We start from the raw sequence: 12,681 nt of genomic DNA, 5'->3' as shown, positions 1-12,681 counted from the left end.
GTTAGCCTGGCTCGCCATGGGCATCGTCGGAGTGGGGATCGACCTCGTCTCCATCCCGGATTTCGCCGAGCAGGTCGACCAACCGGGCACCGCGTTCTCCGAGACCTTCACCCCTGGTGAGCGCCGTGACGCGTCGGACAAGAGCTCGTCGGCGGCGCGTCACCTGGCAGCGCGCTGGGCGGCGAAGGAAGCCGTGATCAAGGCGTGGTCCGGGTCGCGGTTCTCGCAGCGGCCCGTGTTGCGCGAGGACATCCACCGCGACATCGAGGTCGTCACCGACATGTGGGGACGGCCCCGGGTGCGGCTGACCGGCGACATCGCCAAGCATCTGGCCGACGTGACGATCCACGTGTCGCTGACGCACGAGGGGGACACCGCGGCCGCGGTGGCCATCCTCGAGACGACCGAGGGCTGAATCACTCGACTAGCCTCGAGCCCATGAGCGATCTGGTTGAGCGCGTGCGCGACGTGTTGCCGTCGGTCCGGCGAGATCTCGAGGATCTGGTGCGCATCGAGTCGGTGTGGGCCGATCCCGGCCGGCGCGACGAGGTGCGCCGCAGCGCGCAGGCGGTCGCGGACCTGTTGTCCCAGGCGGGTTTTGGTGACGTCCGCATCGTCAGCGAGGGCGGGGCGCCCGCGGTCATCGCCCACCACCCGGTGCCGCCCGGCGCGCCGACCGTGCTGCTGTACGCGCACCACGACGTGCAGCCCGAAGGCGACCGCAGCCAATGGCTCTCAGCACCCTTCGAGCCGGTCGAGCGCGACGGCCGGCTCTACGGCCGGGGCAGTGCCGACGACAAGGCCGGTATCGCGACGCATTTGGCGGCGTTCCGGGCGCACGGCGGCCAACCGCCGGTCGGGGTGACCGTATTCGTCGAGGGCGAAGAGGAATCCGGCTCGCCGTCGTTGGGACGCCTGCTCGCCGCGCACCGCGACGTGCTGGCCGCCGACGTCATCGTCATCGCCGACTCCGACAACTGGAGCACCGAGATTCCGGCGCTGACGGTCACGCTGCGCGGCCTGGTCGACTGCGTGGTCGAGGTCGCCACGCTCGACCACGGGCTGCACTCGGGCATCTGGGGCGGTGTGGTTCCCGACGCGCTCAGCGTGCTGGTGCGGCTGCTGGCCAGCCTGCACGACGCCGACGGCAATGTGGCGGTGGCCGGGCTGCACGAGAGCACGGCGGCCGAAGTCGATTACCCGCCCGAGCGGGTGCGCGCCGACTCGGGGCTGCTGGACGGGGTGTCCGAGATCGGCTCGGGTTCGGCGCCGCAGCGGCTGTGGGCCAAACCGGCCATCACGGTGATCGGCATCGACACCACGCCCATCGAAAAGGCGTCGAACACGCTGATCGCGCGGGCCCGCGCCAAGATCAGCATGCGGGTGGCGCCTGGCGGGGACGCCGCGGCGCACTTGGGCGCGCTGACCACCCATTTGCGGCAGCACACGCCGTGGGGCGCGCACGTCGACGTCATCCCCGGCGACGTCGGCGAGCCCTACGCCATCGACGCCACCGGGCCGGTCTACGACGCGGCGCGCGCGGCGTTTCGCCAGGCGTGGGGCGTCGACCCGATCGACATGGGCATGGGCGGTTCGATCCCGTTCATCGCCGAGTTCGCCGAGGCGTTCCCGCAGGCCAAGATTCTGGTGACCGGCGTCGAAGACCCGGCCAGCCAGGCGCACAGCATCAACGAGAGCCTGCATCTCGGTGTGCTGGAACGCGCCGCGATCGCCGAGGCACTGCTGCTGGCCAACCTGGCCTGAGGACGGGTCGAAGCCACTGCTAGTCATCGGAGATTCCGGGTGCGCTAAGCGCCCCGACCGTATCCTCCCGCTGCAGTAAGGAGCGCGCGGCCGTTGCAAACTGGTCGAGCTTGGCGATCACGGTTTGCCCTTCCGGCGCATGCCCCCAGATGCTGATTCCCCTGTGCGTGGTGGGGCTCCAGGTGGCTTCGTCGACGACGATCGGGTTCCATCCCACCTCCCATTCGAACCCCGACGGCGTCGACGCGTAGTAGGACAGCTCCTTGTCGTTGGTGTGCTGGCCGACCGAAAGGGCCATGCCGAACCCCAGTTCCTTCACCCGCTGGTAGGAGGCCACCATGTCGTCGAGCGTGGCGACCTGAACGTTGACGTGTTGGACGCGAGTGCGGATCGGGTTGATCGGCAACGCATTCACCGACGCAATCGCAATCGAGTGGTGTCGCTCGTTGACCCGCAGAAACCGGATTTTGAACCTCATCCCGCTGATGGTTTCGTCGATGTAGTCCGAGAGCCGGGCGTCGAAGACGTGACTGTAGTAGCCGCGTACTTCGTGTGGCCTCTTGGTGGTGAGGGCGACGTGGCCCATTCCGCCTGCTCCGGTGACGAATCCGCTGCCCGGTATGTCCAGGGACAGCGGCGCGATACGGGCGACGGTGTAGATCTCCTGGCCGAGCCCGTTGGGTCCGGGGAACTGCAGGAAGCGCTCGACTCCGCGCAGCTTCGCCTCTTCATCGTTGCCCTCGACGCTGGGCACCCCGTGGTCGGCGACGCGTCGACCGATCTCGTCGAACGTCGCATGGCCGTCCAGCTGCCAACCCAGCGCGACGACGTCCTCCGCCGGGCCCCGGCGCAGCAGCACGCGACATTCGTTGTCGTCGAGGCGGAACCGGACGGTGTCGGGCGCCATCTCGTCGAGGTGCATGCCGATCGCGTCACGGCCGAACCGCTTCCAGTCGTTGATCTTGCTGGTTTCGATTACGACGTAACCCAGATGCGCGTTGCCGAACACCGAAGGGTGTTGAGTGGTGGACATTATGATCCCTGATCCGTTGCGGTGGTTAGGTTTTCAGGAACGCAGCGGTGACCGCGTTGAACAATTCAGCGCGCTCCCACTGGACCCAGTGGCCGGTGTTGGCGGCCAGCATCGCCGCGCCGCTGGGCTTGTTCACCTTGTCGTCGCGGCCCCAGATTACGAGCGTCGGCGTCGCAAGGTCGACCAGCCGGTGGTCGCGGGTGAAGTCCATCCGCCACAGAGTCCGCATGCCGGACGGCCGTTGGAGCGGCGGATTGGCGATCACCTCCGGGTCGATCGACGCTTGGTAGCGCGACTCGATCAGCGAGTCCGGCACGGCGTCGCCGTCGTACACGAGGTAGGAGCGGATGAACGTGCGCAGCTTCTCCAGGCTCGGCCCGTCGCCGCCGTAGTAGGCCAGCAGGCTCCGGAGGCCCTCGGTGGGCAGCCCGCGGGTAGTCCCGACGCCACCGGGACCCATCAGCACCAGCTTGTTCACCCGGTGCGGGGTGTCCAAAGCCAGCCGCAGCGCACACGATCCGCCGTAGGAGTTGCCGACCAGGTGCGCGCTGTCGATGCCGAGTTCGTCGAGCATCCCCCGGATGTGATCGGCGAGGTATCCGAACGGATCCCGCCGGTCGACGCCTTTGGCGGAACGGCCGTAGCCGGGCATGTCCGGAACGAGGACACGAAAGTTCTCGGCGAGCGGTTGGATGTTGCGGGAGTAGTTCGAGGCACCCGACGCGCCCGGCCCGCCGCCGTGCAGCAGTACGACGGCCGGTCCGGCACCGGTCTCGGCGACGAAGATGTCCTTTCCTTTGACGCTGACGCTGACGATGCGTTCGGTGTTCGTGTTCGTGTTCGTGTTCATGGCCCTCCTACGCCTTGAAGCCGGTCGGCGGCGGCGGGAGGGGTTGACCGTGGGCGGCGCCGGCGTAGACGAACCCGTCCGGCCGCACGGCCACCGCCGAGGCGCCCTTCTTGTCCAGCCAGGCGGTCAGCGATCCGTCGCTGTCGACGATGCAATCGGCGCGCGGAATGCTTTGGGGGGGAATAACTTCCAGGGCGTGAACCCCGGCGGCTTGCCAGTCCGGCCAATGGGATGTACGCCCGGCGTGCAGCACGGTCCAGCGGCCGCCGACCACGTCGTCGAGGCGCACGCTGTCGCCCTTTTCGTCGAGGACCCGGGGCTGCGGGATGAGCCATCCCACGGCCCGGTTTCCGTTGCGGGCCAGCAGACCCTCCCGGTAGTGCGCGTCGGGTATCCACCGGTGCTCGCGCAGCCAGGTCAGGAAGTAGGGCAGCTTGCTCGCCGTGCGGAAGATGTGATTGCGGGCCGCCGCCCGGAAGCGGTTGCGCTGAATGATGATCTTGCCGGTCTTGACCGCTCGGTTGGTCACCTCCTGCACGTGCGGCAGCCGCTCGGTCTGATAGGTGTCGAGCACGGATTCCGGCAGCGACCCGTTCAGGACGGCCCCGAGCTTCCAGCACAAGTTCGCCACATCCCGTATCCCAGCGCACATGCCCTGTCCGATCCACGGGGGCATCGCGTGGGCGGCGTCGCCGGCCAGGAAGATGCGGCCCACCCGCCACCGGTCGGCGAAGCGGACGTGATGGCTGTAACAGGCGAAGCCGAGGATCTGCACGTTCTCCGGCGATATACCCTGGCCGCGCAGCACCTTCCAGATCGCGTCCTCGTGCAGCAGGTCCTTCTCGTCCTCCTCGTCGCGCACCGGGAATTCCCAGCGGTGGTGGCCCAGCGGGGTGGGGCAGTCGACCGTGGGTCGTTCGGGGTTGCAGTGGAACCGAAGCCGGTCATGCCCCGGCCACTCCTTGAGCACCTTGGTGTCGATGACGATCCAACGCTCGGCGTACGTGCGGCCACCGAAACCGACACCCAGCTGGGCGCGGGTCGCGCTGGAGCCCCCGTCGGCGGCGATCACATAGGAGGCCCGGATCCGGCGAAACTTGTCGGCGGTCAGATCAATGAGCATCAGCTCTACGCTGTCGCCTTGCGGGACCAACCGCAGGCATTCGTGATTGAGCAGGACGGACACGTTGGGGAAGCGGTCTACCCCCTCGCGCAGCACCGTCTCCAGCGCCGGCTGGTAGATGAACTGCTGCGGCGGGTGCCCGTTACCCCTGGACACGGGCAGCAGTTTCACGAAAGACAGCCCGTTCGCGTCGACGAAGTTCGCCCCGCAGCCGGGCTGCATGTCGGCGTTGAGCCGGCCCGCCAGGCCCACCTGCTGCCAGATGCGAACGACTTCCTCGTCGGTGGAGATCGCCCGCGCCCGCGCATAGATGTTGGGATCACGTTCCACCACAACGACATTCAGGCCGAGCTGGCCAAGCAGGTTCGCCGCCGTGCAGCCGACCGGGCCGTAGCCGATGATCGCCACGTCATAGGTGTATTGGTCAGTCATCTCGACCCCTTCGCGGGACTATTAATGTAATGTTCCATACATTAAGCTGTCGTAATGTGACCGTCAACACCCAAAAGGAGGCACCGTGACCGCAGGCACCGGCAGCGCCGGTTCCACCGGATCCCGCGCCGGCCGACGCACCCGGGCAAACGGGGAGCAGTCGCGCGAGCGGATCCTCGATGCGGCGACGGAGGTCGCCACCGAACGCGGCTACGAAGGCACCACGATCTCCCTGGTCAGCAAGAAGAGCGGGCTGCCGCCGACGTCGATCTACTGGCACTTCGCCGACAAGGACGACCTGATCGCGGCGGTGATCGAACGCAGTTTCGGCCGGTGGCTGACGGCGCTGGACCTGCCCGGCGGCGCCCTGGTGCAGGAGCGGGTGGCCGAGCTGGGGACGCAGGTCGCCAAGGCGCTGCTGGATGCGCCCGACTTCATCCGCCTCGGGCTGATGCTGGCGCTGGAACGCCGCCCGGTCGAGCCGCGGGCCAGGGAGATGTTCCTCCAGGTTCGTGACGCGGCCTTTCACCGTTTCGAGGCGGTCGTGCGCGGCGTCGCGCCCGGGCTCGACGAGGAGGGCGTGCGCCTGCTGACCACCTACGCGATCGCCGGGGCCGACGGGCTGTTTATCGCCAAGGAAGTCGGTGGTGACTCGGTGGACCTGATCAAGCTGTTCGACCTGCACGCCCGCCTGGTCTTTCAGTCGGCGGCCCAACTCCTGGAGTCGGGAGAGTTCAGATGACCGAGCTGACCACCCGGGAGTGCCAACTGGACGAGGCCGCGCGGCGGCTGTACGCCGCGCGGGAGACCAGCAGCCCGATCCCCCCGCTGACCGAAACCTACGCGGACCTCGTTGTGGCCCAAGCCTATTCGGTGCAGCGACGCAATCTCGCCAGACACCTCGGCGCGGGGGCGCGGCTGCTGGGTCACAAGATCGGGCTGACCTCCGCACCCATGCAGGCTCTGCTGGGCGTCAATGAGCCCGACTTCGGCTACGTCCTTGACACGATGCTGCTTGCCGACGGGGCGGCGGTGCCGAGGCGGGCATTCTGCACGCCTCGGGTGGAACCCGAAGTGGCGTTCCTGCTGCGTGCACCGCTGTGCGGGCCGGGGGTGACGGTCACCCAGGTGATGGCGGCCACCGAAGCAATGGCTGCGGCGTTGGAAATCGTGGACAGCCCCATCGCCGATTGGCGGATCACGCTGGCAGACACTGTCGCCGACAACGCCAGCTCCGGCGCGGTGGTGGTGGGCGAGTGGGTGCCCATCTCGGACGCCCCGCCGCTGCCCGGCACCACCGCGGCGCTGCGGGTCAACGATGCCCTCGTCGAGACCGGGCAGGGCACCGCCGTGATGGGCGATCCGGCGGCGGCCGTCGCGTGGCTGACCAACGCCCTGTCCGAGTACGGAACCGCAATCGAGGCAGGGCAATTCGTGATGTCCGGCTCCTACACCACCGCGGCGTTTGTCGAGGCCGGCGACCGGGCATCGGCCACGATCACCGGCCTGGGCACTGTCGCCCTCAGTTTCGCGTAGACCGAAAGGAAACCCATGGCCAGTCCGGCATTCCCCGTGGCCATCATCGGCTCCGGCAATATCGGCACGGACCTGATGCTCAAGATCCTGCGCGGCGGCGGACCGCTGACGTTGACGGCGATGATCGGTATCGACCCCGTTTCCGATGGGCTGGCGCGTGCGAAACACCTTGGCGTGCAGACGTCCTCGAAGGGAGTCGACGGGCTACTGGCGATGCCGGGCTTCGACCAGATCCGGTTGGTGTTCGACGCCACATCCGCAGAGGCCCACCTGAAGCACTGGGACACGTTGCGTCACAAGGGCATATGCGTGCTCGACCTCACCCCGGCTGCCGTTGGCCCGTTCTGCGTCCCGGTGGTCAATCTCGAGGACCACATCGACGCGCCGAACCTCAACATGGTGACGTGCGGGGGTCAGGCCACCGTCCCGATCGTGGCGGCGGTGAGCCGGTCGGCGCCGGTGGCCTATGCCGAGATCGTGTCGTCGATCTCGTCGAAGTCCGCGGGCCCGGGCACCCGAGCCAACATCGATGAGTTCACCGAGACCACAGCCACCGCACTGAAAGTCGTCGGCGGCGCGCAGCGGGGCAAGGCGGTGATCGTTCTCAACCCGGCCGATCCACCGGTCCTCATGCGCAACACGGTGTACTGCCTCGTCGAGGGCGACTGCGACCATGCCGCCATCGATGCGTCCATCGCGGCAATGATCGAGCGGGTCCGACCGACATCACCGGGCGCCACTTCAAGTTCGGTCCGGAGCCAGCACCATCCGCGACCTCGCGGCTGCACACCGCGCGGGTGCCGGCGTGGTGCGGGTTGCCACCCACTGCACCGAGGCCGACCTTTCCGCACACCACATCTCGGCCGCCCGCGACATGGGCATGGACACCGTGGGCTTCTTGATGATGAGCCACATGACCACTCCGCAGGCGCTGGCCGAGCAGGCCGCGTTGATGGAAGATTTCGGCGCCGGCTGTGTGTACGTCGTCGACTCCGGCGGCGCCATGACCATGCGCGATGTCGCCGAGCGTGTCGATGCGATGCGCCAAAAGCTATGCGCTGAGACCGAAGTCGGCATCCACGCCCACCATAACCTCGCATTGGGCGTTGCCAACTCGATGGTCGCAGTCGAGCACGGTTGTCGGCGCATTGACGCGTCCCTGGCTGGCATGGGCGCCGGTGCCGGCAACGCCCCGCTGGAGGTCTTCATCGCCGCCGCGACCCGGATGGGGTGGCGACACGGTTGCGACCTCAACCTCCTCGAGGACGCCGCCGACGACCTCGTGCGCCCGCTGCAGGAGCGTCCGGTGCGTGTCGATCGTGAGACGCTGACGCTCGGCTACGCCGGCGTGTACTCCAGCTTCCTGCGCCATGCGGAGGCGGCGGCCGAACGATTCGGCGTCGATGCGCGCACGTTGCTCGTCGAGGCCGGACGTCGCGGCATGGTGGGTGGCCAGGAGGACATGCTGGTCGACATCGCCCTCGACCTCACCGGCGACCCCGAGGCGGCGCGGGCTTAGAGCGGTTCGCGCCGAACCGGTTGGGGCTGTTACGCCTCGTCCAGCGCCGGGAACAGCAGCTCCTGCGCGAGCAGCTGCAGGGCCGCCGCGAGCGGGATCGCCACCAGCGCTCCGACCACGCCCAGCCACGCGGCGCCGAGGAGCACCGCGACCACCGTGACGCCGGCTGGCACGCGCACAGCGCGGCCAATGATCCTGGGCGTCAACAGGTAATCCTCGCCCAGCCGGAAGCCCATGTAGAAGGCGACGGTCGCGATGGCGACTGGGATCGAGACGCTGAGCGCAACGGCGGCGACGATGAATCCGCCGACGGTTGAGCCGTAGGGGAAGAGGTCCAAGATGGCCACGACCACGCCCAGCAGGACCGCATAGGGCACATCGAGCAGCAGACACCACACGGACGTTGCGAGCCCCGCGATGATCGAAGTCAGCACATTCCCGAAGAGGTATGCGCCGAACTTGGCCACTACCGCGTCACCGATCAGGACCGCGCGCGGGCGCCGCGAGTTGGGCATGAGTCGGTAGAAGCCGGCGCGGATGCGACGCATGTCCGCGAGGAAGTACACGGTGAGCATGGACACGATGCCGACGTGGGACACGACCCCGAACACCTGCGACCCTGTGCGCACGATCCCCGCGACGGTGAAGCGACCGGACCCGTTGGCCAGCTCGGTGATTCGCTGCTGAAGGTGGACGCGTTCATCGATCCGGCCTATCAGCGACGAGCGGTCGTGGGCGTGCTGCAGGTAATGCGGCAGTTGCTCGGCGAGCTGGCGTGCCTCTTGCACGAGCGGGGGAATGGTTGCGGCCAAGGTCCCGCCAATAAGGGCGAACACCAGGGTCACCACGACGGTCACCGCCGCCCAGCGCGGCAACTTCCGGTTGACCAGCCACGACACGGCCGTCTCGAGTCCAAGCGCGAAAAACATTGCGACGCCGATCAACACCAACACCGACGACATCGCGCCGAGCACGCAGACCGCGCCGTAGGTCACGGCCACGCCGGCCGATGCGGTCAATCCGACGACGAACGGGGAACGGCGGTCGAATCGCTCACCGCGCTGACCAAGTTTGTGGTCGCGGGAACGCAATTGCGCCGCTTGCCGCTCGGCGTCGGCGATCGGTCCCTCGTCGTCGCCGTGCGGCTGACCGACCAAGGGGTGATGGCCTCGATCGCCGCCCTGGTGCTGTGGCTCTGCGTCATCAACCACCTACACCCTCCTTGCACGGATCGGCAAATTTTAGTCCGCCGCCAACAACGTGGTTCCTTCAGCGCTGGGCATCAGCGCCACGATGGGAATCGGGCGCGAAGTCTGCTCCTGGTACCTGGCGTACTGGCCCCTGTTGACCTTGTTGACGATCTTCCAGAGCCGGTCGTAGTCAGGGTCGTCCGGCAGGACGGGCCGTGCCGTCGCAGGAAAACGCCTGCGGCCGACATTGACTTCCACGTCCGGGCGAGCCTTCAGGTTGTGGTACCAGCCCGGCGAGCGTGCAGCGCCGCCATTGGACGCGGTCACCAGATAGTCCGCACCGTCGCGACCGTAGGCCAGCGCCGCTGTCCGCGGCTCGCCGGTCTTGGCGCCGACCGTGTGCAGCAACAGGCTGGGGATCCACATCATCCGGTGCCCGATCCACCCGTGGGTTCGCCGATACACGGTGTCGTGGAACCGGATGAATCCGTTGAGCGCTTTCTGGGCAAGGGAGTCCATGGGGATCAGTATTGCCGAGCGCACACCGCGCAGTGGCGCCCGTTACGGCCAGGGGAAGCCGGGCGACGGCGCCGGTACGTCTGCCGGATTGGCCTCCGCGAAGTGATACGCCGGGCCGCCGGGGCCGTTGGTCACGGTGACGGCGAACCAGTGGCAGACGCCTAGGTCGAATCCCGGGGGGATCGGAACGGTATAGCCCCACTTCTGGCCGGGGCAGTAGTGCCAGTACGACGGCCCAGCATGGGCCGGTGCGGCCACGCCGAGGGTGGCCGCGGCGATGCCGCCGGAGATCAGCGCGCCCGCGACGAGGCGACCCACAGTGCGAGGTGTTTGCATCGGAAGACTTTCGTTGTCGGTGGCGCCGTACCGCACGGCGATCCATTGCCGAAATACTGACGCTCGCCGGCGCCTACCGATCCCAACTCGAGCCCGTTACCACTTCGATCGCCACACCCCGGAGTACCGCGAGCGATTCACCTGCGACAAACCGGGAGTCGCGCGGCCGATCACCGAGTACCACGAGGCCGCCGCCATCGGTTAGACCGACAGGTCGCGCCGCAGTTTGGCGACGTGGCCGGTGGCCTTTACGTTGTATTGCGCGAGACCGGACACGCAGACCTTCGCGCCTAGCGAGTGCTTGCGTCTCGTTCGGCAAGGGCGATGGCGCGGTTGGCGATAGCGCCGATCACGAGACCGAGAGAGGTCGCCAACAGCCGACCGGAACCCGGTACGCGCGGCTCGAAGCTGCCGGTCCAGACCAGCCGAGTGCCGCCCTCGGCCGGGTCGAGGTGAACTTCGCCGAGGTAGTTCGATACCGGGATGCCGCGCACGGCCGTGTAGCGGTGGTAGTGAGGTGGCCGTGATTCGAGGATTTCCTCATCGACCCTCAAAAACCCCAGGCCGCCGATCCGGCGGACGGCACCCGCACCCAACGGGTCGGGTGTTCCCTGCCTGACTAGCTCGGAATAGCTCACCAGCGGAGCCCATTCTTTCCACGCGGCTGCCTCGGCGAGAATGCTGTAAATCAGTTCCGGCGCAGCGGACGTCACGCGCTCGACACGAAATTCCGAGGTCATCCCGACACCCTAAGAGCTCAAGATCTTCTTCTGAATGAATGTTGACGTATGTGCAGCCTTGACGTTGTATTGCGCGAGTGCAATCTTGCCCTTCTCGTCGATGACGAACGTCGAGCGGATCACGCCGTTGACGGTCTTGCCGTACATCTGCTTCTCGCCGTAGGCGCCGTAGGCCGTCAACACCTTGCGGTCGGGATCGGACAGCAACGGAAAGGTCAGCCCCTGCGCGTCGCGGAACTTGGCCAGCTTCTCGGGCTTGTCGGGGGAGATGCCGATGACGTCGAGGCCGGCCTCGTTGAGTTCGGCCAGGCTGTCCCGGAAGTCGCAGGCCTGCTTGGTGCAGCCCGGCGTGGAGGCGGCGGGGTAGAAGTACACAACGACGCGGCGGCCCTTGAAGTCGGCCAGCGATACCTTCTTGCCGTCGGCGTCGGGCAGGGCGAAGGCGGGAGCCTTGTCGCCCGGCGCGAGCCGTGTGGTCTCGGTCAACGTGGGTCCTTTCTGTTCGTCCTGGCGTCGGCACTAGGGTAGTTCCTCAGGTGCACCAGGGACTACGGAGGACAGACACGTGGCGGACCGCGATCCCGAGGCCATCAAGCAGGAGATCGACCTCGCCCGCGACCAGCTCGCGGCGACGGTCGATTCGCTTGCCGAGCGCGCCAATCCCCGCCGCCTCGCCGACCACGTCAAGATCAAGGTCATCGCGTTCGTCACGAGGCCGCCGGTAGCCATCGCGCTGGCCGGGATCGGCTCTGTGGCGGTGTTCGTGGTGATCCGGCGGATCAGGGACCGTTAACAGACAGACAGCTCTGTCTACGGCCTGCTAGCGTCGGAGGTCATGGAGATCCTCGACCGGCAGGCCGCGACGCCGACCAGGCGACGGTCGACGCCCCCGGCCGATCGCCTGCTCGCGGTCGCCACAAAGCTCTTCGCGGCGCACGGGATTCGCGCCATCGGCATCGAGCGAATCCTGCGTGAATCCGGTTGCGCCAAAGCCAGCCTGTACGACTTCTACGGCTCCAAGGCGGCGCTGGTGCTCGCCTATCTCGCCCAGCTCGACAGTGCCGACCGCGACAAGTGGGAAGCCGCCGCCGCGGAGCTGACCGATCCGGCCGACAAGGCGCTGGCCTTCTTCGACCTGGCGATCGCCAACGGGCTGCGCCGCGACTTCCCGGGCTGCCTGTACGCCAATGTGGCGACGGAGTTTCCCGGCGAACGGTTCGAACCGATCGATGCGCACCGCGAGTGGGTGCGTTCGCGACTGACCGAGCTGATGACGTCGGCAGGCGCCGAGCGTCCGGACGAAACGGCGCGGCAGCTTCAGCTGCTCTACGACGGCGCGCTGGCCGGCTCCAAGCTGGACCAATCCGTCGAACCCATCCGCCTCGGCCGTCGCCTGGCCGCCGAATGCATCGTCCGCGCCTGCGGCTGATTCAGATCAGCGCGATCCGATTCCGCGAAGTAAGGGATGGTGGTCGCCGCAGCGTGGCGTGGGTCCCCCGGTAGGTCGCGCGATTGACCCTAAGCGGTTGTATCGCAGACCATTTCGCAGCATCGTCGACACGGCGACGACGATGACACCGCGGAGGGTGCCCGACCGACGGGCCACACCCTCCGCCCTCTCGAATAGACAGAGCGGTCT

General features: G+C 67.5%; 14 protein-coding genes and 3 pseudogenes. 8 read left to right on the top strand and 9 right to left on the bottom strand.

What is annotated here, in order from left to right; all coding sequences use genetic code 11:
• Window positions 1-16: 16 nt before the first annotated feature.
• Window positions 17-415, top strand: coding sequence for a holo-ACP synthase AcpS (gene acpS, locus MSG_RS17630; protein ID WP_096441566.1), 399 nt, complete (start codon window positions 17-19; stop codon window positions 413-415).
• A 23-nt stretch (window positions 416-438) separates the two neighbouring features.
• Window positions 439-1,764 carry a dipeptidase gene (locus tag MSG_RS17625; protein ID WP_096441564.1) on the top strand — a complete coding sequence of 442 codons (1,326 nt, stop codon included), beginning with the start codon at window positions 439-441 and terminating at the stop codon, window positions 1,762-1,764.
• 19 nt (window positions 1,765-1,783) lie between these two features.
• Here MSG_RS17625 and MSG_RS17620 read toward each other — a convergent pair whose 3' ends face one another.
• Genes MSG_RS17620 through MSG_RS17610 form a run of 3 tightly spaced genes read right to left on the bottom strand, consistent with a single transcriptional unit; the run spans window position 1,784 to window position 5,202 of the window.
• Window positions 1,784-2,797, bottom strand: a complete 1,014-nt coding sequence (locus MSG_RS17620) for a VOC family protein (protein ID WP_096441562.1) — start codon at window positions 2,795-2,797, stop codon at window positions 1,784-1,786.
• Window positions 2,798-2,822: 25 nt separating this feature from the next.
• A complete protein-coding gene (locus tag MSG_RS17615) occupies window positions 2,823-3,647 on the bottom strand; it encodes an alpha/beta fold hydrolase (RefSeq protein WP_096441559.1) in 825 nt (274 codons plus the stop codon).
• A gap of 7 nt (window positions 3,648-3,654) precedes the next feature.
• A complete protein-coding gene (locus MSG_RS17610; RefSeq protein ID WP_096441557.1) occupies window positions 3,655-5,202 on the bottom strand; it encodes a bifunctional 3-(3-hydroxy-phenyl)propionate/3-hydroxycinnamic acid hydroxylase in 1,548 nt (515 codons plus the stop codon).
• Between the two features lie 85 nt (window positions 5,203-5,287).
• Here MSG_RS17610 and MSG_RS17605 point away from each other — a divergent pair, with 85 nt between their 5' ends.
• The 4 genes and pseudogenes from MSG_RS17605 to dmpG all read left to right on the top strand — a co-directional run.
• Entirely contained in the window at window positions 5,288-5,944 is a 657-nt protein-coding gene (locus tag MSG_RS17605) for a TetR/AcrR family transcriptional regulator (protein WP_096441555.1), read from the top strand.
• Between the two features lie 5 nt (window positions 5,945-5,949).
• Window positions 5,950-6,738, top strand: coding sequence for a 2-keto-4-pentenoate hydratase (locus tag MSG_RS17600; protein WP_373421182.1), 789 nt, complete (start codon window positions 5,950-5,952; stop codon window positions 6,736-6,738).
• A gap of 36 nt (window positions 6,739-6,774) precedes the next feature.
• Window positions 6,775-7,473 (top strand): annotated as a pseudogene (locus MSG_RS17595) (acetaldehyde dehydrogenase (acetylating)); the annotation flags it as partial.
• Between the two features lie 25 nt (window positions 7,474-7,498).
• Window positions 7,499-8,257 (top strand): annotated as a pseudogene (gene dmpG, locus MSG_RS17590) (4-hydroxy-2-oxovalerate aldolase); the annotation flags it as partial.
• A gap of 29 nt (window positions 8,258-8,286) precedes the next feature.
• Here the strand turns inward: dmpG and MSG_RS17585 are convergent.
• The 6 genes and pseudogenes from MSG_RS17585 to bcp form a co-directional block, all read right to left on the bottom strand.
• A complete protein-coding gene (locus MSG_RS17585) occupies window positions 8,287-9,468 on the bottom strand; it encodes an AI-2E family transporter (protein ID WP_232011071.1) in 1,182 nt (393 codons plus the stop codon).
• Between the two features lie 30 nt (window positions 9,469-9,498).
• A complete protein-coding gene (locus tag MSG_RS17580) occupies window positions 9,499-9,966 on the bottom strand; it encodes a nitroreductase family deazaflavin-dependent oxidoreductase (RefSeq protein WP_096441549.1) in 468 nt (155 codons plus the stop codon).
• 42 nt (window positions 9,967-10,008) lie between these two features.
• Window positions 10,009-10,284, bottom strand: a complete 276-nt coding sequence (locus MSG_RS17575; RefSeq protein ID WP_142404497.1) for a hypothetical protein — start codon at window positions 10,282-10,284, stop codon at window positions 10,009-10,011.
• Window positions 10,285-10,503: 219 nt separating this feature from the next.
• Window positions 10,504-10,569 (bottom strand): annotated as a pseudogene (locus MSG_RS24950) (peroxiredoxin); the annotation flags it as partial.
• A gap of 23 nt (window positions 10,570-10,592) precedes the next feature.
• Window positions 10,593-11,042 (bottom strand): SRPBCC family protein, encoded by a 450-nt coding sequence (locus MSG_RS17570; RefSeq protein ID WP_096441545.1) that lies wholly within the window; start codon window positions 11,040-11,042, stop codon window positions 10,593-10,595.
• Window positions 11,043-11,051: 9 nt separating this feature from the next.
• Window positions 11,052-11,528 carry a thioredoxin-dependent thiol peroxidase gene (bcp, locus tag MSG_RS17565; protein WP_096441543.1) on the bottom strand — a complete coding sequence of 159 codons (477 nt, stop codon included), beginning with the start codon at window positions 11,526-11,528 and terminating at the stop codon, window positions 11,052-11,054.
• A 79-nt stretch (window positions 11,529-11,607) separates the two neighbouring features.
• Between bcp and MSG_RS17560 the strand changes: the two genes are divergently transcribed.
• Together MSG_RS17560 and MSG_RS17555 are read left to right on the top strand one after the other, a co-directional pair.
• Entirely contained in the window at window positions 11,608-11,835 is a 228-nt protein-coding gene (locus tag MSG_RS17560) for a DUF3618 domain-containing protein (RefSeq protein WP_096441541.1), read from the top strand.
• 42 nt (window positions 11,836-11,877) lie between these two features.
• Window positions 11,878-12,471, top strand: a complete 594-nt coding sequence (locus MSG_RS17555) for a TetR/AcrR family transcriptional regulator (protein WP_096441539.1) — start codon at window positions 11,878-11,880, stop codon at window positions 12,469-12,471.
• Window positions 12,472-12,681 lie beyond the last annotated feature (210 nt).

This window comes from Mycobacterium shigaense (assembly GCF_002356315.1).
In the GTDB taxonomy this organism is placed as follows: Bacteria; Actinomycetota; Actinomycetes; order Mycobacteriales; family Mycobacteriaceae; genus Mycobacterium; species Mycobacterium shigaense.
The sequence above is the reverse complement of the archived record's forward strand: the minus strand, read 5'-3'. Positions and strand labels throughout refer to the sequence as shown.